This window comes from Cellulosimicrobium composti, assembly GCF_010287905.1.
GTDB lineage: Bacteria > Actinomycetota > Actinomycetes > Actinomycetales > Cellulomonadaceae > Cellulosimicrobium > Cellulosimicrobium composti.
This window is the reverse complement of sequence record NZ_JAAFAN010000007.1, coordinates 1-18332: the sequence shown is the minus strand read 5'-3', so window position 1 is coordinate 18332 and position 18332 is coordinate 1. Positions and strand designations below refer to the sequence as shown.

Annotated in this window: 15 protein-coding genes and 1 pseudogene; 7 read left to right on the top strand and 9 right to left on the bottom strand. The window is 74.8% G+C overall.

From position 1 onward, the window contains the following. The first annotated feature begins 101 nt into the window (after positions 1-101). From sigJ (GYH36_RS03255) to GYH36_RS03245, 3 genes are all read left to right on the top strand, one after another. Entirely contained in the window at positions 102-1046 is a 945-nt protein-coding gene (sigJ, locus tag GYH36_RS03255) for an RNA polymerase sigma factor SigJ (RefSeq protein WP_162289092.1), read from the top strand. A gap of 145 nt (positions 1047-1191) precedes the next feature. Then, on the top strand, positions 1192-2397 hold the full coding sequence (locus GYH36_RS03250) for an NAD(P)/FAD-dependent oxidoreductase (protein WP_162289091.1): 1206 nt from the start codon (positions 1192-1194) through the stop codon (positions 2395-2397). Positions 2398-2472: 75 nt separating this feature from the next. Further along, positions 2473-3705, top strand: a complete 1233-nt coding sequence (locus GYH36_RS03245) for an NAD(P)/FAD-dependent oxidoreductase (protein ID WP_162289090.1) — start codon at positions 2473-2475, stop codon at positions 3703-3705. Between the two features lie 72 nt (positions 3706-3777). On the opposite strand, the gene GYH36_RS03240 is transcribed toward GYH36_RS03245, so the two are convergent. From GYH36_RS03240 to GYH36_RS03225, 4 genes and pseudogenes are all read right to left on the bottom strand, one after another. Next, a complete protein-coding gene (locus tag GYH36_RS03240; protein ID WP_162289089.1) occupies positions 3778-4914 on the bottom strand; it encodes a bifunctional 2-methylcitrate synthase/citrate synthase in 1137 nt (378 codons plus the stop codon). 80 nt (positions 4915-4994) lie between these two features. Then, on the bottom strand, positions 4995-5912 hold the full coding sequence (gene prpB, locus GYH36_RS03235) for a methylisocitrate lyase (RefSeq protein WP_024841711.1): 918 nt from the start codon (positions 5910-5912) through the stop codon (positions 4995-4997). Positions 5913-6010: 98 nt separating this feature from the next. Next, positions 6011-7525: pseudogene (locus tag GYH36_RS03230) on the bottom strand (MmgE/PrpD family protein); the annotation flags it as partial. A 29-nt stretch (positions 7526-7554) separates the two neighbouring features. After that, a complete protein-coding gene (locus tag GYH36_RS03225; protein WP_024841709.1) occupies positions 7555-8274 on the bottom strand; it encodes a GntR family transcriptional regulator in 720 nt (239 codons plus the stop codon). A gap of 106 nt (positions 8275-8380) precedes the next feature. Here GYH36_RS03225 and GYH36_RS03220 point away from each other — a divergent pair, with 106 nt between their 5' ends. Then, positions 8381-9139 (top strand): SDR family oxidoreductase, encoded by a 759-nt coding sequence (locus GYH36_RS03220; RefSeq protein ID WP_203231526.1) that lies wholly within the window; start codon positions 8381-8383, stop codon positions 9137-9139. Next, positions 9136-10107 (top strand): RNA polymerase sigma factor SigJ, encoded by a 972-nt coding sequence (gene sigJ / locus GYH36_RS03215; protein ID WP_162289087.1) that lies wholly within the window; start codon positions 9136-9138, stop codon positions 10105-10107. The genes GYH36_RS03220 and sigJ (GYH36_RS03215) overlap by 4 nt, the downstream gene beginning before the upstream one ends. A 7-nt stretch (positions 10108-10114) precedes the next feature. Here the strand turns inward: sigJ (GYH36_RS03215) and GYH36_RS03210 are convergent, their stop codons facing one another. The 3 genes from GYH36_RS03210 to GYH36_RS03200 all read right to left on the bottom strand — a co-directional run bounded on the left by GYH36_RS03210 (position 10115) and on the right by GYH36_RS03200 (position 13349). Further along, entirely contained in the window at positions 10115-10855 is a 741-nt protein-coding gene (locus GYH36_RS03210; RefSeq protein WP_155098711.1) for a DUF2625 family protein, read from the bottom strand. Positions 10856-11379: 524 nt separating this feature from the next. Further along, a complete protein-coding gene (gene hemQ, locus GYH36_RS03205; protein WP_162289086.1) occupies positions 11380-12114 on the bottom strand; it encodes a hydrogen peroxide-dependent heme synthase in 735 nt (244 codons plus the stop codon). A gap of 17 nt (positions 12115-12131) precedes the next feature. Beyond that, positions 12132-13349: a ferrochelatase gene (locus GYH36_RS03200; RefSeq protein ID WP_024839427.1), complete on the bottom strand. Its 1218-nt coding sequence runs from the start codon at positions 13347-13349 to the stop codon at positions 12132-12134. Between the two features lie 194 nt (positions 13350-13543). Here GYH36_RS03200 and GYH36_RS03195 point away from each other — a divergent pair, with 194 nt between their 5' ends. Beyond that, positions 13544-14557, top strand: a complete 1014-nt coding sequence (locus GYH36_RS03195) for a DUF2804 domain-containing protein (protein ID WP_162289085.1) — start codon at positions 13544-13546, stop codon at positions 14555-14557. Between the two features lie 168 nt (positions 14558-14725). Beyond that, positions 14726-16018 carry an alkaline phosphatase gene (locus GYH36_RS03190; protein WP_246209151.1) on the top strand — a complete coding sequence of 431 codons (1293 nt, stop codon included), beginning with the start codon at positions 14726-14728 and terminating at the stop codon, positions 16016-16018. Positions 16019-16171: 153 nt separating this feature from the next. On the opposite strand, the gene GYH36_RS03185 is transcribed toward GYH36_RS03190, so the two are convergent. Both GYH36_RS03185 and GYH36_RS03180 read right to left on the bottom strand, forming a co-directional pair. Beyond that, entirely contained in the window at positions 16172-17233 is a 1062-nt protein-coding gene (locus GYH36_RS03185) for a carbohydrate ABC transporter permease (protein WP_024839430.1), read from the bottom strand. Then, entirely contained in the window at positions 17230-18072 is an 843-nt protein-coding gene (locus GYH36_RS03180) for a carbohydrate ABC transporter permease (protein WP_115943742.1), read from the bottom strand. The genes GYH36_RS03185 and GYH36_RS03180 overlap by 4 nt, the downstream gene beginning before the upstream one ends. Positions 18073-18332: the final 260 nt, after the last annotated feature.

The following is an 18332-nucleotide window of genomic DNA, read 5'->3' as shown; positions in this document are numbered from 1 at the left end:
GGCGGCAACGCCGGCCAGAGGGCCTCTTGCGTTCCCTCGTGATCCCAGTGCAGCGGCAGCGCCCGGAGGCAGGTCGGAGCGGGCGAGTAGTATCCGCGAGCATGCCCCTGAGCGCTGTCGACGTGGACCGGTTCCAGGACGCCGCGCCCCGGCTGACGGCGATCGCGTACCGCATGCTCGGCTCCGCGGGCGAGGCGGAGGACGCGGTGCAGGAGACGTTCCTGCGCTGGCAGGGCGCCGACGTCGGGCGGATCGAGGTGCCGGAGGCGTGGCTGACGAAGGTGCTCACGAACATCTGCCTCAACCAGCTCTCGTCGGCCCGGCGGCGGCGCGAGACGTACGTGGGGACGTGGCTCCCGGAGCCGCTGCTCGCCGGGGACCCGATGCTCGGTCCGGCGGACACGGCGGAGCAGCGCGAGTCGGTGTCGTACGCGGTGCTCGTGCTGCTGGAGCGGCTGTCGCCCCACGAGCGGGCGGTGTACGTGCTGCGCGAGGCGTTCGACCACTCGCACCGCGAGATCGCGGAGATGCTGGACGTCTCCGAGGCGTCGAGCCAGCAGACGTACCACCGTGCGAAGAAGCGCGTCGCGGAGGGCAAGGCGCGCACCGACATCGACGAGGCGGCTGCGCGGCAGATCGTCGAGGAGTTCCTCGCCGCGGCCACGAGCGGCCGCACGGAGCCGCTGGTGCGGCTGCTCACGCAGGACGCGTTCTCCGTGGGCGACGGCGGCGGCACGGTGCCCGCCCGGGCCGAGGGCTTCCTGGGCGCGACGGCGGTCGCGACGTTCCTGCGCGGCCTGTTCAAGCCGGGCGGGGCGACGCGGAACTACGTCGGCGCGGCGACCGAGGTGTACGCGACGACGGCGAACGGCGGCCCCGCCGTCGTGGCGGTCGCGGACGGCCGCGTCGTCGGGATCACGTGCCTCGAGGTCACCGCGGACGGCATCGCCGCGGTCCACAACCAGGTGAACCCCGACAAGCTCCAGCGCGCGACGGCGCAGTGGGCGGCCGCGAGGGGCGGCGTCGCGCCGCTCGCCGTCCTCTGACCCGTCCGGCACGGGTCGCCCGCTCCCCACCGAGCGGGTGTGATCGGCGTCACACCTCACCCCTGTCAGGAACCGGCCCGCTGCCCGGTTCAAGGGGCACGACCGCGCCGGACCGGCGCGGGCCCTCGCAGACAGGAGCAGGACCATGCAGCACCGCATCGTCGTCCTCGGTGGCGGCTACACCGGAACCGTCGCCGCCGGCCGTCTCGCCAAGCGGCTGCGCCGCGAGGACGCCTCCATCACGCTCGTGAACCCCGAGCCCGACTTCGTCGAGCGCGTGCGGCTGCACCAGCTCGCCGCGGGCCAGGACCTCACGCCCCGGCCGTTCGACGAGATCTTCGCCGGCACCGGCGTCGAGCTGCGGCTCGGCCGCGTGACGCACGTGGACGTCGACCGCAAGACCGTGACGACCACCGCGCCCGACGGGACCGGCAGCGACGTCGTCGAGTACGACACGCTCGTCTACGCGCTCGGGAGCGGCTGGGACGTCGACGGCGTCCCCGGCGTCGCGGAGCACGCGCACGACGTGTCGAGCCGTCCGGGCGCCCTGCGCCTGCGTGAGCGCCTGGCCGCGCTGGAGCCGGGCAGCCGCGTGGTCGTCGTCGGCGGTGGGCTGGCGGGCCTGGAGACGATGACCGAGGTCGCCGAGGCGCACCCGGGGCTCGACGTCGCGCTGGTCGCCCGCGGCTGCCTCGGCGACTGGCTCTCGGAGAAGGGCCGCGCCCACCTGCGTACGGTCGTCGACCGGCTCGGCATCACGGTCCACGAGCACGCGTCCGTCGCCGCCGTGGGGCGCCACAGCGTGACGACGGCCGGCGGCACCGTGCTGCCCACCGACGTCACCGTGTGGACCGCGGGCTTCGCCGTCCACCCGCTCGCCCGCGCCACCGCGCTCGAGACGACGGACCGCGGCCAGATCGTCGTGGACGCCACGATGCGGTCGGTGTCCCACCCCGACGTGTACGCCGTGGGCGACGCCGCGAGCGCGACGGGCCCGGGCGGCAAGCCGCTGCGCATGTCGTGCGCCTCGGGCACGCCCACCGCCTGGCAGGCGGCCGACGCCGTCGCCGCGCGGCTCAGCGGCGGCGAGGTCCCGCGCGTCGGCATCCGGTACGTGCAGCAGTGCATCTCGCTCGGGCGCTCGGACGGGCTGATCCAGTTCGTCACGGCGGACGACCGGTCGAAGGACCGCGCGCTCTCCGGCCGCGTGGCGGTGCTCTACAAGGAGCTCGTCACCCGCAGCGCCGTCTGGGCCGTAACCCACCCGACGATGGGCGTGCCGTCCCGGCGCCGCCGGGTGGTGCGGTCCGCCGCGCGGGCCGACGAGCCGGCGGGCGCGACCGCCCTCTGACCGCACGCCGGGCGCTGCGCGGGCGAACGCGCGAGACTGAGCCCATCGCCGTTCCCCAGGATCGCGGAGGTCGTCATGAGCGCCGGACGCCACGTCGTCGTCGGAGGCGGCCTCGCCGCCGCGAAGGCGGTCGAGACCCTCCGCGACGAGGGGTACGACGGCGGGCTCACCGTCGTCGCGCGCGAGCCGCACCACCCGTACGAGCGCCCGCCGCTGTCGAAGGACTACCTGCGCGGCGAGGTCGAGCGGGACTCCGTGTTCCCTCTCGCCGCGGGCTGGTACGCCGAGCACGACGTCGAGCTCCTCACCGGGACCGAGGCGACCGCGCTCGACCTCGGCGCGCGGAGCGTGACGCTCGACGACGGCCGGTCGCTGCCGTACGACAGGCTGTTGCTCGCCACCGGCTCCGACCCCCGGCGCATCCCGCTGCCGGGCGTCGACCTGGACGGCGTGCACGAGCTCCGCACGCTCGACGACTCCGAGTCCCTCGCCGCCGCGCTGCGCGCCGCCCACGAGGACGGTGAGGGTCGGCTGGCGATCGTCGGCGACGGGTGGATCGGGCTGGAGATCGCGGCGTCGGCCCGCACGATCGGCCTCGACGTCACCGTGATCGGTCTCGGCGCCCACCCGCTCGAGCGCGTGCTCGGGCCGGAGATGGGCGAGCTCTACGGCCAGGTCCACACCGACCACGGCGTCCACCTGCACCGCCGCGCCCAGGTCACGGGCATCTCCGGCGAGGGCGGCCGCGCGACCGGCGTCGACATCGCCGACGGCACGCACGTCGACGCCGACCTCGTGCTCGTCGCCGTCGGCGCGGTCCCGAACGTCGCGCTCGCCCGGGACGCGGGCCTCGCGCTCGACTCCACGACGGGCGGCGTCGTCGCCTCCGCGACGCTCCAGACGACCGATCCCGACGTCTTCGTCGCCGGCGACATCGCGAGCGTGCCGACCGCGCGGTACGGGCGGTCGGTCCGCGTCGAGCACTGGGCGACCGCGCTCAACCAGGGCCCGCACGCTGCGCGCGCGATGCTCGGCGCGACCGACCCCTACCCCGAGCTCCCCTACTTCTTCTCCGACCAGTACGACGTCGGCATGGAGTACCTCGGCTTCGTCGCGGGCCCGGACGCGTACGACGAGGTCGTCGTGTCCGGCTCCCTCCCCGACCGCGAGCTCGTGGCGTTCTGGGTCAAGGACGGCCGGGTCGAGGCCGGCATGGCCGTCAACGTCTGGGACCGCATGGAGGACGTCAAGGCCCTCATCCACCGCGAGGCCGTCGACCGCGCCGCGCTGGAGTCGTTCGTCGGCTGACTCCCCGTGCCCGACCATGCGGCTGCCGCCCGTCCCACTCTCCTGACGGGCGGCAACCGCATGTTCGGCGGGTCAGGGGAGCTCGCGCTGCTCCGGGCCCACGTACTCGCTCAGGGGGCGGATGAGGGCGTTGGCTGCGCGCTGCTCCATGACGTGCGCCGTCCAGCCGACGACGCGCGACGCGACGAACAGCGGCGTGAACATCGGGGTGTCGAAGCCCATGAGGTGGTACGCCGGTCCGGCCGGGTAGTCGAGGTTCGGCAGGATGCCCTTGCGCTCGGTCATCGCGGCCTCGAGCGCGGTGTACAGGTCGAGGAGGTCCTGGCGGCCGTAGTGCGCGACGAGGTCGTCGAGCGTCGCGCGCATCGTGGGCACGCGCGAGTCGCCGTGCTTGTAGACGCGGTGCCCGAAGCCCATGATCTTGCGCTTGTGCGCGAGCGCGTCGTCGAGCCACGCCGCGGCGCGGTCGGCGGTGCCGATCTCGGCGAACGTCGCCATGACGGCTTCGTTCGCGCCGCCGTGGAGCGGGCCCTTGAGCGCGCCGACGGCGCCGGTCACCGCGGAGTGCAGGTCGGACAGCGTGGACGTGATGACGCGCGCGGTGAACGTGGACGCGTTGAACGAGTGCTCGGCGTACAGCACCATCGACACCTCGAACGCACGCACGACGGCGGGCTCGGGCTCCTCGCCGAACGTCATCCACAGGAAGTTCTCGGCGTAGGTGAGGTCGTCGCGCGGGTCGACGATCTGCTGGCCGCGACGGCGGCGCTGGTCGAGCGCGACGACGGCGGGCAGCACGGCCCACAGGCGCAGCGCCTTCGCCTGCTCGGCCTCGGGCGAGGAGTCCTCGGCATCGGGGTCGTGCGCGCCGAGCTGGGAGATCGCGGTGCGGCACACGTCCATGGGGTGGCACGTCGTCGGGAGCTCGAGGATCGCGTTGCGGACGTTGCCCGGCAGGGCGCGGTGGGCGCGCTCGACGGCGGTCTGCTCGGCGAGCTGCTCGGGCGTGGGGAGCTCGCCGTGCCACAGGAGGTAGGCGACCTCCTCGAAGCTGCGGCGCGCGGCGAGGTCCTGGACCGGGTAGCCGCGGTAGAGCAGCGAGTTCGTCTCGGGGTTGACCTTGGAGATCGACGTGACGTCGACGACGACGCCGGCGAGTCCCCTGCGGATCTCGGGTGCGTCGGTGGCCGGGGCGGTGGGGGTGGTCATGCGGTCACTCCTTCGTGCAGCACGGGTCGCGGGGTGCCGGTGCCACGGCCGGGCGGAGCGGCCGCGGCACCGGTCGGTGGTCAGGGCCGGTAGGTGAAGATGCCCTCGTCGAACGTGTTGTAGGCGGCGTAGTCGAGCAGCTCGTAGAGGCGTGCCCGCGTCTGCATGCCCTCGACCTGCCCCGCCTGGGTGCCGGTCTCGGCGATCTCGTCGAGCGCCCGCTCGGTCGCGCCCATCGCGACGCGCAGGAGCGTCACGGGGTAGATGATCAGGCGGACGCCGGCGTCGCCGAGCTGGCGGCGCGTGAAGAGCTCGGACTTGCCGAACTCGGTCATGTTGGCGAGCACGGGGACGTCGACGGCGGACGCGACGGCCTCGAACTCCGACAGGTCCTTCATCGCCTCGGGGAAGATCGCGTCCGCGCCCGCGTCGACGAGCGCCTTGGCGCGGTCGATCGCGGCCCGGAGCCCGGCGTCGCCCGGGATCGTGCCGCGCACGTCGGTGCGCGCCATGATCAGGAAGCCGGGATCCCTGCGCGCGTCGGCGGCCGCGCGGACGCGCTTGGCCGCCTCGTCGAGACCGACGACCTCCTTGCCGTCGAGGTGGCCGCACCGCTTGGGGTTGACCTGGTCCTCGACGTGCGCGCCCGCGACGCCCGCGTCCTCGAGCGCCTGGACGGTGCGCGCGACGTTCATCGGCTCGCCGAACCCGGTGTCGGCGTCGACGAGCGCGGGCAGGTCGGTGACGCGCGCGATCTGCTGCGAGCGCCCCGCGACCTCGGTGAGGGTCGTCAGGCCGATGTCGGGCAGCCCGAGGTCCGCCGACAGCACGGCCCCGGACACGTACACGCCCTCGAAGCCCTTGTCCTGGATCAGGCGCGCGGAGAGCGGGTTGAACGCGCCCGGGAGCCGCAGCGGCTCCCCCGTCGTCGCCGCGGCGTCGAGCGCCGCGCGGAACGCGCGCCGCTTGTCCGACGGCGTCACCTGGCTGTACAGCATCAGCGCGCCTCCCCCTCGGTCGTCTCACGGGCCTCGTGCATGGTGAACCCGTCGCCCTCGAACTCACCGTGGGCGGGGGCGTCGTCGCGCCCGAGCTCGAAGAGCCCGGTCGGCGTCGGGACGGAGTCGAGCAGCCCGGGCCGCCCGACGATCGTCAGCTCGCGCACCTCGGCCGGCGTGAGCGACGGGAGGCGCTGCGCGAGGTCGAGGAAGCGCTCGATCTCGGCGTCCTCCAGGACGTCCGCGGCGAGCGTGCGGAACTTCTTCACGTACTGCTCGCGCCCGAACGGGCGCGCGCCGAGCGGGTGCGCGTCGGCGACGGCGATCTCGCGGACGAGGCGACCGCCGTCGGCGAGCTCGATCTCCACGCGCCCGCCGAACGCCTTCTCGGCCGGGTCGGTCGAGTGGTAACGGCGCGTCCACTCGGGGTCCTCGGCCGTGGTGACCTTCGCCCACAGCGCGACCGTGTCGGGGCGGCCCGCGCGCTCGGGGGTGTACGAGTCGACGTGGTGCCAGCCGCCGTCCTGCAGCGCGACCGCGAAGATGTATGGGATCGAGTGGTCGAGCGTCTCGCGCGACGCCGTGGGGTCGTACTTCTGCGGGTCGTTCGCGCCCGACCCGATGACGTAGTGCGTGTGGTGGCTCGTGTGGATGACGATGCTCGTCACGTTGTCGGGGTCGGCGAGCCACGGGTGCTCGTCGTGCAGCGCGCGGGCGAGGTCGATGAGCGCCTGCGACTGGTACTCCGCCGAGTGCTCCTTGGTGTACGTGTCGAGGATCGCGGTCTTCGGCTCCCCCGGTGCCGGGAGCACGACGTCGTACGACGCGTCCGGGCCGTCGAGCAGCCACGCGACGACGCCGTCCTCGCCCTCGTAGATCGGCTCGGGCGACGTCTGGCCGCGCATCGCGCGGTCGACGGCCTCGACCGCGACCTTGCCCGCGAACGCCGGGGCGTGCGCCTTCCACGTGGAGATCTGGCCCTTGCGGGACTGGCGCGTGGCCGTCGTCGTGTGCAGGGCCTGGCCGATCGCCTGGAAGACCGTCTCGGTGTCGAGGCCGAGCAGCGTCCCGATGCCCGCGGCGGCCGACGGCCCGAGGTGCGCCACGTGGTCGATCTTGTGCCGGTGGAGGCTGATCGCGCGGACGAGGTCGACCTGGACCTCGTACCCGGTCGCGATCGCGCGGACCACCGCGGCGCCGTCGGACCCGGCGTGCTGCGCGACGGCGAGGATCGGCGGGATGTTGTCGCCCGGGTGCGAGTACTCCGCGGCGAGGAACGTGTCGTGGAAGTCGAGCTCGCGCACCGCGACGCCGTTCGCCCACGCCGCCCACTCGGGGCTCGTGCGGGTGTCGAGCCCGCAGCCGAACACCGTCGCACCCGGCGTGTACGGGTGCGCGAGAGCCTGTCCGCGCGCCGCGACGGCCGGGCCGCGCGTGAGGCTGGCGGCGGCGACGGCCGCGTTGTCGATGACGCGGTTGATCACCATGTCGACGACCTCAGGCGTGACCTCGACCGGGTCGGTCGCGAGCTCGGCGAGCTTCCACGCGAGCTGGTCGGCGCGGTCGAGCGGCTCCGCGCTGGGGTAGACGCGCAGGTGGTGGGTGTACGGCATCGGTGTCTCCGTCGTGCGGTGGTGGGTGGTCAGGGGAGGTCGTCGGTCGCCGACCCGGCGCCGCGCAGCGACTGCTCGGCGAGGGCGGCGCTGCGTTCGATGTGGGCGCGCATCGCGGCCTCGGCCGCACCGGGGTCGCGGCTCGCGATCGCGTCGGCGACGGCGCGGTGCTCGTCCACGTGGTCGGTCGTGCCGACGCGGCGGCGCGCGGCGAGCGCGCGGTACCGGTCGACGTGGCCGCGGATCTGGCGCAGGAGCGCCGACCCCCAGCGGTTGTCCGCGAGCGCCTCGATCTCGCCGTGGAACTGGGCGCCGACGCGCAGCACCTCGTCCTCGTGGTCGCGCACGGCGTCCATGAGCGCGACGAGCCGGGCGAGCCGGGCGACGTCGTCGGGTGTCGCGCGCTCGCACGCGTCCCGTGCGAGCAGGCCCTCGAGGCGGGCCCGGACGTCGTAGACGCGGCGCGCGTCCGCGACGTCGAGCGGCGCGACGCGCACTCCCCCGGTGGGGAGCTCGACGACGAGCGCCTCCGCCTGGAGCAGGCGCAGCGCCTCGCGCACGGGGGTGCGGGAGACGCCGAGCTCGGCGGACAGCACGGGCTCGGTGAGGCGCGCGTCCGGGGCGAGCGTGCCGTCGATGATGCGCCCGCGCAGGAGGTCGTAGACGGCGCGGGCCCCGGACTGGCGGCGCGTGAGCCCGGCGTCGCCGGGCGCCGGCCCGGCGGCGCGCAGGTCGGGCGTCGTCGTCACCCGGCCATCGTGCCACAGCGCTTGCGCACTTGTATACAAGTGTCGTCGGTGTGCGGCGATGTCACACGGGAGGCCCCTGCTTCGTCGTACGGGCATGAGGATCGCAGTGACAGGTGGGACGGGGACGATCGGTCGGCACGTGGTCGCGGAGCTGAGCGCGCGCGGGCACGAGGTACGCACCCTGAGCAGGCACGCGGAGCACTACCCCGTGGACGTCACGACGGGGACGGGCCTCGCGGCCGCGCTCGACGGGATCGAGGTCGTCGTGGACGCGAGCAATGCCAGCACGCCCGTCGCGCGGGCGCGCGCGACGCTCGTCGGCGGGACGCAGCGGCTGCTCGCCGCCGAGCGCGACGCCGGGGTGCGCCACCACGTCGTCGTCTCGATCGTGGGGTGCCACGATGTGCCGATGGCCTACTACCGCGTCAAGGTCGAGCAGGAGGAGGCGGTCGCGGCGGGCGGCGTGCCGTGGACGGTCGTGGCCGCGACGCAGTTCCACGAGTTCGTCGCCGGGACTCTCGCGGGCGCCGCGAGCCGCGGCGTCGTGCCGCTCCTGCGCGCCGCCGTGCAGCCCGTCGCGGCGGCCGAGGCCGCGGCGGCCGTCGCGGACGCCGCGACGCGCGAGCCGCAAGACGGCACCACGTCCGTCACCGGGCCCGAGGTGCTCGACCTGCGCGACGCCGCGCGCGCGTGGCGCGCGGCCACGGGGTCGCGCGCGCTGCCCCTGCGGGTCCCGCTGCCCGGGGCGCTGGGGCGCGCGCTGCGCACGGGCGCGCTCGTCGACCCGCACCCGGACGCGCGCGGCACCACGACGTTCCGCGACTGGCTGGCCGTGCAGCGCACGCTGCGCGCGTCCGCGCGATGACCCGGCCGGACGCGACGACCGGGCCGGGCGCGACGACCGGGCCGGAGGAGGTCGCGCGCGCGTTCCAGGCCGAGCGGCCCCGGCTCCTGCGCCTCGCCTACGCGACCACCGGGTCGTGGTCGGACGCCGAGGACTGCGTCCAGGACGCATGGCTGCGGCTGCGCACGCAGGACCCCGCGTCGATCCGCGACCTCGCAGCGTGGCTCACCACGACGGTCGGCCGCCTCGCGCTCGACGTGCTCGGCAGCGCGCGCGTGCGGCGCGAGCGGTACGTCGGGACCTGGCTCCCCGAGCCCGTCGTCACCCCGCCCGGAGCGGCGTCCCCCGTGGCGACCGCCGCGACGTCGACCGTCGCGGCCGACCCGGCGGACCGCGTGACGCTCGACGAGGAGGTGAGCATGGCGCTCCTCGTCGTGCTCGAGCGCCTCTCCCCCGCGCAGCGCGTCGCGTTCGTCCTGCACGACGTCTTCGGGCTCCCGTTCGAGGAGGTGGGCGACGTCGTCGGACGCTCGCCCGCGGCGGTGCGCCAGCTCGCCGCGCGCGCCCGCAAGGACGTCGAGGCCGGGCGCCCGCGCCGCCGGGCGACGCGCGCCGAGCAGCAGCAGGTCGTCGAGGCGTTCGTCGCCGCGTGCGCGGGCCAGGACCTGCCCGCGCTGCTCGGCCTGCTCGACCCCGACGTCGTGCTGCGCGGCGACGGCGGCGGCAAGGTCCGCACCCTGCGGCGCACGATCCACGGCGCGGAGCCCGCGGGCCGCGTGCTCCTCACCTACCTGCGCAAGCCGCCCGAGACGCTGCGCGTGGTGGACGTCAACGGTACGCCGGGCCTGCTCGTGCGCGACGTGTCGGGCGTGCTCACGGTCATGTCGTTCACGGTCGCGGCCGGGCGCGTCACCGCGCTCGACATCGTGCGCAACCCCGACAAGCTCGGGGCGGTGCCGCGGGACCTGCTCGACGCGGGCGGCGCGTGACCGCGGCCTACGGGCGGTAGCCCTCGGCGGGCCACGTGCCGTACCCGTCGAGGTGCTCGTCGGCGTCGCGCACGTAGTCGTCGACGGGCGCCATGCGCTCGGCCATCTCGAAGTGCCAGTCCACGAGCTCGCCGAGGGGCACCGTCGTGCGCGACGACCGCGCGACGTCGCGCCCCTCCTCCGACCACAGCGGCGGGTAGAGGCTCAGGCCCTCGTCGAGACGGACGCCGCCGACCTCCTCGTACCACCCCGGCCAGCGGACGGGTGCGTAGAACTCGGTGGTCCCGCCGCTCACCGCCCATTCGAGGAACGCGGCCTGGCCGAACCCGAGGTCGACCCACGAGAGCGAGTCCGGCGCGAAGTAGTGGACGTTGCCGAGCGGTCCCGGCAGCCCGCCGCCGTTGATCGCGAACGTGCCGCCGAGCACGTCGTACGCGACGACGAGGACGGCCGGGGCGACGCTGTCGGGACCGGGCTCGCCCAGCCCGTTGACGGTCGCGAGGTCGGGCAGCCCGGCGCCGCCCCCGCCGATGATCCGGAGCCACCCGCCGTCGACGAGCACCCCGCCCGTGTGCAGCGCGAGCGCCCCGAGCGTGGAGCGGACCGTGACCTGGAGGCGGTAGAGGACCTCGAGCGACCACGCGGGAGGCGGGACGACCTCCACGCCGGCGCGCCCGAGCATGCGGGAGAGCGTCGGCCACGCAGGGTCCTCGACCGCGGCGAGCTCCGCGGCCGTCCTCACAGTCATGGCCGGATCATGCCAGATGTTGCCGGTATCCAGGAGTCCTGGTATGGAGTGCGCCGGGTCGGACGCCCGGACGCTCCCTCGATGCGCCGAAAGACCGGTTCGGGAGCGCTCCCGGCCCGCGCTCGCCGCCCGCCCGTGAAGAGCCCGCGCGGGCCCTGCGGAGGGCTGCCGCCGACCCGGCCGCGGACCGGACCGCCCGGTACCGTCGCGACCGTGGACGACGACGCGCACCCCTCCCCTCGTGGCGACGACGCCGATGCGGCGGAGGACCCCGGGACGGCGCGCCGCCGCGGGGTCCCGGTCGCGGTGCTCGCCGCGGCGCTCGGCGCCGCCCTCGCGGTGTCGGCCGCCGTCGCCGCCCCGGCCGCGCTGCGCACCGCCGCCGGCCCGACCGCGCCGTCGACCACCGCGCCCCCGTCGCCCGGGCCCGCCCCCGCCCCGGCGACCCCCCCCGGCGGCCTCGCCCCCCGCCGGCGCCCCCGGCCCCGCGGCGCGGGCGCCGGGCGGCGCGGGGCGGTGCGGGGTCAGGCCAGGGGCTGGCGGTCCGCCCAGGCGGTGAGGGTCGTGCGCGGCCCGGTGAAGAACGGGACCTCCTCGCGGACGTGGCGGCGCGCCTCCGTCGCGCGCAGCTCGCGCATGAGGTCGACGATGCGGTGCAGCTCGTCCGCCTCGAACGCGAGGATCCACTCGTAGTCGCCGAGCGCGAACGACGCGACGGTGTTGGCGCGCACGTCCGGGTAGTCCCTCGCCGCGAGGCCGTGGTCGCGCAGCATCGTGCGGCGCTCGGCGTCGGGCAGCAGGTACCAGTCGTACGACCGCACGAACGGGTACACCGACAGGTAGTCGCGCGGCGCCTCGCCCGCGAGGAACGCGGGCACGTGGCCGCGGTTGAACTCCGCCGGGCGGTGCAGCGCCACGTTCGACCACACCGGCTCGAGGTGCGCCCCGAGGCCGCTCGCGCGCAGGTGCTGGTAGGCGCGCTGCACCGACTCGACCGTGGGTCCGTGCCACCACACCATGAGGTCGGCGTCCGAGCGCAGGCCCGCGACGTCGTACCAGCCGCGCACCACGAGGTCGCCTTCCGTCGCGGCCGGGTCGTCCCCGCCGCCGACGGCGGCCAGCGCGTCGCTCATGAGGCCCGCCCGCTCGTCCGCGTCGGCGGGCAGGGGCGCGGCCGTCGCGAACACGGACCACATCGCGTAGCGGATGGTGGAGTTGATCTGGTCGTGGTCCGCGGGCACGCGCGAGGCGTCGTTCATCGGGGGTTCCTCTCGGGTCAGCTGTGGACGTCGGTGCTGCACAGCGCGGGCACGCCGCTCGGCTCGCCGTCGCGGCGCAGGCAGCAGCCGGGCGCGCACACCGAGCGGAACGCGGGGAGGTCGCCGACCGTGGCCTCGGCGACGGCCTCGCCGCGCGCGATCGCGGCGCGCTCGACGAGCAGGTCGACGAGCCCGCGCACGAACGGCTCGCGCGTGCCCACGGTACCGGCGCGGACGGCCGTCATCCCGAGCTCCGTCGCGGTCTGGACCGCCTCGGTGTCGAGGTCGTACGCGACCTCCATGTGGTCCGAGACGAACCCGATCGGCGAGAGCACGACGTCGCGGACGCCGTCCTGCGCGATGGCCTCGAGGTGGTCGTTGACGTCGGGCTCGAGCCACGGCTGGCTCGGCGGGCCCGAGCGCGAGCAGTACGCGAGGTCCCACGAGACCTCGTGCCCGAGGCGCTCGGACACCGCGGCGGCGACGACGCGCGCGAGGTCGAGGTGCTGCTCGGAGTACGTCGCGTACGCGATGCGCGACGCGGCCTCCATGGTGTCGGGGATGGAGTGCGTGACGAAGACGAGGCGTGCGGCGGCCGTGTCGCCGCCCTTCTCCACGAGCGCCGCATAGCCGTCGAGGACCGCGTCGACGTTCGCCTGCGCGAAGCCCGGGTGGTTGAAGTACGAGCGCACCTTGTCGAACTGCACGCCCGTCGAGCCCTCGGGACCGAGCTGGCCGCGCCGGTCGAGCACCACGGCGAGATCCTCGCGGTACTGGCGGCAGCCGGAGTACGACGAGTAGGCGGACGTCACGAGCGCCACGGCGTTGCGCGCGCCCAGTGCCTCGAGCTCGGTGATCGCGTCGTCGGTGTACGGCTCCCAGTTGCGGTTGCCCCACACGACGGGCAGCTCGATCCCGCGCCGGGCGAGCTCGGCCTCGAGCGCCGCCTTGAGCGCGAGGTTCTGCTCGTTGATGGGGCTCTTGCCGCCGAACCCGTAGTAGTGCTCGCCGACCTCCTCGAGGCGCGAGTCCGGGATGCCCTTGCCCGCGGTGACGTTGCGCAGGAACGGCACGACGTCCTCGGGCTTGTTGGGCCCGCCGAACGAGTAGAGCAGCAGCGCGTCGTAGGGGCGCAGGTCGGGGGTCTCGGGCGCGGTGTCGACGGCGGCCGCCGGGGTGGCGGGCACGGCGGCCCGCTCGGTGGCAGCGACGTCCTGGGGGGAGAACGGGGGCATGCTCCTGATCATGGCACCCGGCCCGGGGCTCGCCCGTCCGGAACGGGACGGCTCGGACGTGACATTGACGGGACAGAGTGTCACCTCCTCCCCCGCCGCGGCGTGCCTAGACTCGGGCCGCTCGCTCCTCGGGCGCGCCGGGCACCGACGCCCGTGCACACGTCGCCCGAGCCGGACCGCGTGGAGGTGGAGCAGTGCCGCTCCCGGAGATCACCGAGCGCGTGCCGCTCACCCTGCCCGACGGCCGCCTCGACCGGCGCGCCGTCGGCTGGGCGCGCCGGCCGCTCGTCGACACCGACGGCGTGGGCCGCGGTCTGCGGGGCCGCGGGCGGACCAAGCGCTGGGAGTACTGGGGCGTCATGACGCCGACCCACGTCCTCGCGCTCACGGTCTCGTCGATCGACTACGCCGCGGTGCACGAGGTGTGGGTGCTCGACCGGGCGTCGGGGCGCACGTGGGGCGCCGCCGCGACCGTCGTGCCGTCCCGGGGCGTCGTACTTCCCGGCACCCTCGGCGACGGACCGGCGCGCGCCCGCGCGAAGGCCCTCGCGATCGACCTCGACGAGGTCGAGGGCGGCACCCGCCTGAGGGCGCGCACGCGCGACGTCTCGTTCGACGTCGTCGCCGAGCTCCCGCACGGGCACGAGCGGCTCGCCGTCGTCGTGCCGTGGAGCGACACCCGGTTCCAGTACACGGTGAAGGACGTGGCGCGCCCGGCGCGCGGGACGCTGTGGGTCGACGGCCGGACGGTCGACGTGCCCGCCGGGTCGTCGTGGGCCGTGCTCGACCACGGTCGCGGGCGCTGGCCGTACGACGTCCGCTGGAACTGGGGCGCGGGGTCGGGCGAGAGCCACGGCCACGTCGTCGGCCTCCAGGTCGGGGGCAGGTGGACGGTCGGCACGGGGTCGACGGAGAACGCGGTCCTCGTCGACGGGCGCCTCCACCACCTCCCCGACGAGCTCGTGTGGGACTACGACCTCGCGGACCCGGACCGGCCGTGGCGCGTCACCGGCGGCGGGCTCGACGCGACGTTCGAGCCCTTCCGCACGAAGGTCACGCGCACGAACCTCGGCGTCGTGTCGTCGTCGACGGACCAGTGCTTCGGCACGTGGTCGGGCACGTTCACCCCGCCCGGCGGGACGGGCGCGAGACCCGTGCGGTTCGCCGGTCTGGACGGCTGGGCCGAGGAGGTCCACAACCGCTGGTGACGTCCCGCGCGCGAACCCCCGACCCCCGGTTGCCAGTGCCGGGCCCCTGCCTAGCGTGGGACGTTCCGGCGGCACCGACGCTGCCGGGCGCGGCCCGTGCACGACGGCGACCCCGTCCTGGGCGGCCGCGCCGTCACCGGCAGCGACGCCGGTGGGAAGGAGAGGCTCATGCACGCACGACGAGGACGGTTCGGCGCAGGCACCACGGGGGTCGCGGCCGCCGCGGCGCTCGTGATGCTCCTGCCGTTCGGCGGGGGCGACCGTGGCGGTGACCGCGGCGGCGGCCACGGGCACGGCAACGACCGCGCGCGGAACGTCATCTTCATCCAGGGCGACGGGCTCGGCCTGTCGCACCGCGAGCTCATCCGGCTCGCCACGGTCGGCAAGGACGGCCAGCTCGCCATGAACACGCTCGAGCACGCGGGCTGGACCACGACCGACTCGGCGGACCCGGAGGAGGCCGTCACGGACTCCGCGGCGGGCGCGACGGCGTTCGCGTCCGGCGTGCGCACGTACAACGGCGCGGTCGGCGTGGACGCCGACGGCAACCCCGTGCCGACCCTGCTCGAGGCCGCGCGCGGCCTGGGCAAGGCGACGGGGCTCGTCACGACGGCGCAGGTCACCGACGCGACGCCCGCCGCGTTCGGCGCGCACGTGCCCGACCGCGGCGACCAGAGCGAGATCGCGCGCCAGTTCCTCGAGAGCTCGCGCCCCGACGTCATCCTCGGCGGCGGCGAGGACTGGTGGTTCCCGGCGGGCGAGCCGGGCGCGTGGGAGGACAACCCGGCGAAGGACCCGACCGAGGAGAGCAAGGGCACGGCGGGCAACCTCGTCGAGCGCGCGCAGGACCTCGGGTACACGTACGTGAGCGACGCCGACGGTCTCGCGGACGCGCGCGGGCGCAAGCTGCTCGGCCTGTTCGCGAACGAGGAGATGTTCGAGCAGCGCAACGAGGGCGAGGGCGACCTCTACGAGCCCGAGGTGCCGCTGGTCGACATGACGGCGAAGGCGCTCGACGTGCTGTCGCGCGACCGCGACGGGTTCTTCCTGCTCGTCGAGGAGGAGGCCGTGGACGAGTTCGCGCACCGCAGCAACGCGACGCGCACGATCCAGGCGGGTCAGGCGCTCGACGAGACCGTCGCGCTCGCGCTCGACTTCGCGAAGAGGAACCGCGGCACGCTCGTGCTCGTCGTGGGCGACCACGCGACCGGCGGTCTCGCGATCGAGAACGTCGACCCCGAGGACGAGGGCGGCGAGGGCGCCACGGCCGAGGACGGCCCGTTCGACCTCGCCGGCTCCGACCTGCACTTCACGGTCGACTGGACGACGGGCGGCCACACGGGCGAGGCCACGCCGATCACCGCGCAGGGACCGGGGGCCGAGCGCCTCGCCGGGGCGCAGCGCAACACCGACGTCCACGACGCCGTCCTGCGCGCCATGCAGGGCCGGGGCCGCGGCTGAGGCGACCCGATCGCCCGGCGCGCGCGACGTCGTCGGGCGGTCGGGCCCGGTACGGGACACCGCCGAGCACGACCATGCTCGCGGTCCAGCACGAGGTTGGTGTCGTCATCGGGCGGATGACGACACCAACCTCGTGCTCGGCGGGAGGTCCGGTCAGCCCTTGACCGCACCCCCGAGGCCCGCGCCCTGGAGGAACATGCGCTGGAACACGAGGAACAGCCCGACGGGGATGAGCGTGGAGATCGCGAGCGCCGCGAGGAACACGCCGAGGTCGGTCGACGCCTCGATGGACGGCAGGCGCACGGACAGCGGCTGGATCGCCGGGTCCTTGAGCACGAGGAGCGGCCAGAGGAAGTCCTTCCACGCCGCGATGACCGCGAACACCGAGACGACGCCGACGATCGGCCTCGACATCGGCAGCACGACCGACCAGAACAGCCGGTAGGGCCCCGCCCCGTCCATGCGCGCGGCCTCGAACACCTCGCGCGGGAGGCTGTCGAAGAACCGCTGGACGAGCAGCACGTTGAACGCGCTCGCGCCCGCCGGCAGCCACACGGCCCAGAAGCTGTTGATGAGCGACCGCCCGAGCAGCGGCGGGTCGAGGATCGTCAGGTACAGCGGGACGAGCAGCACGATCGCCGGGACGAACATCGTCGACAGCACGAGCGCCTGCACGACCTTCCCGTACCGCGGGCGCAGCACCGACAGCGCGTAGCCGCCCGTCGTCGCGACGAGGATCTGCGACGCCCACGACCCGACGGCGAGCCAGATCGTGTTGAGGAAGTACCGGCTCACCTGCACGTCGTTCCACGCCCGGTCGAGGTTGTCCCACGCGATGCCGTTCGGGAACACGGCCATGGGCGTGCGCAGGATGTCCTGCGTCGGGGTCACCGCGTACTTCGCGAGCAGCAGCATGGGGCCGAGTCCCGCGACGACGAGGACCACGAGCAGCAGCACGTGGGTCGTGCCCATCCCCCACCGGACGGACGGGCGCCGCCAGTCGGCCTCGGAGAGCGCACCGCGGTCCTCGACGCCGTCGAGCGCCTTGCGGCGCCGTGCGCGGGCGGTGCGGCGCTCGGCCTCGCGGCGGCGCCGGCTCGCCTCGGCGGCGCGCCGCGCGGTCCCGGCCGCGTCGTCGGCGACGTCCGTCGTGGCGGCGGAGTCCTGCGAGACGACGCCGATCTCGCTCGGGTTGTCGGTGGGCGAGAGAGTCATGACGTGCTCCAGGACCGGGTGAGCCGGAAGTAGACGAGCGAGAACACCGCGAGGACGGCCGCGAGCATGAGCGACAGCGCGGTCGCCGCCCCGTAGTCGCCGCCGAGGCTGTTCTGGAAGGCGTAGCGGTAGATGAGCAGCAGCACGGTGAGCGTCGCGTTGTTCGGCCCGCCGCCGGTGAACAGGTACGGCTCGAGGAAGACCTGCGCCGTGCCGATCACCTGGAGGATGAGCGTGATGAACAGGACGCCGCGCAGCGCGGGCAGCGTGACGTGCCAGATCTTGCGCCACAGGCCCGCTCCGTCCACCTCGGACGCGTCGTAGAGCTCGGGCGGGACGCTGGTGAGCGCGGCGAGGTAGATGATGATCGTGCCGCCCGCCCCGGCCCACGTGGCCGCGAGGACGAGCGACGGCATCGCGGTCGACGCGTCCTGGAGCCACGGGTACGGGCCGAGGCCCACCCAGCCGAGGATCGTGTTGAACACGCCCGTGGGGCTGCCGTTGTAGAAGAACTTCCACAGCAGCACGGCCACGACCGGCGGCACGACGACCGGCAGGTACGCGAGGGCCGAGTACAGGCCGCGCGCCCGGCGGACCTCGCGCATGAGCACGGCCGCGACGAGCGGGATCGGGTACCCGAACAGCAGGGCGAGGAACGCGAAGTACAGCGTGTTCCTCACGGCCTTGCCCAGGAGCGGGTCGGCGAGCACCTGGCGGAAGTTGTCGAGCCCGACGAACGTCGGGTCGCTCACCAGGTTCGTCTCCTGGACGCTCATGATCACCGCGCGCACGATCGGGAACCACGAGAAGACGCCGAAGATCAGGATCAGCGGCAGCATGAACACGAGGTTGCTCAGGCCGCCGCCGCGGAACCACGTCACGGGGCTGCGGCGTCGGCCGGTCCGGTCGGCCCGCGCGTGCGAGGCGGGTCCCCGTCGCGGCGGGGCGGTGGTGGCGGTCACGGAGAACGTCCTTCGGTGCGGTGGGAGGCGCGGGGCGGGGGGCGGGGGGGGGCGGCCGGGGGGGCCCGGGGGGGGGGGGGCCCGGGCCCCCCCCCCCCCCCCGCCGCGGGGGGCGGAGGACCCCCCGCGGCCCGCCG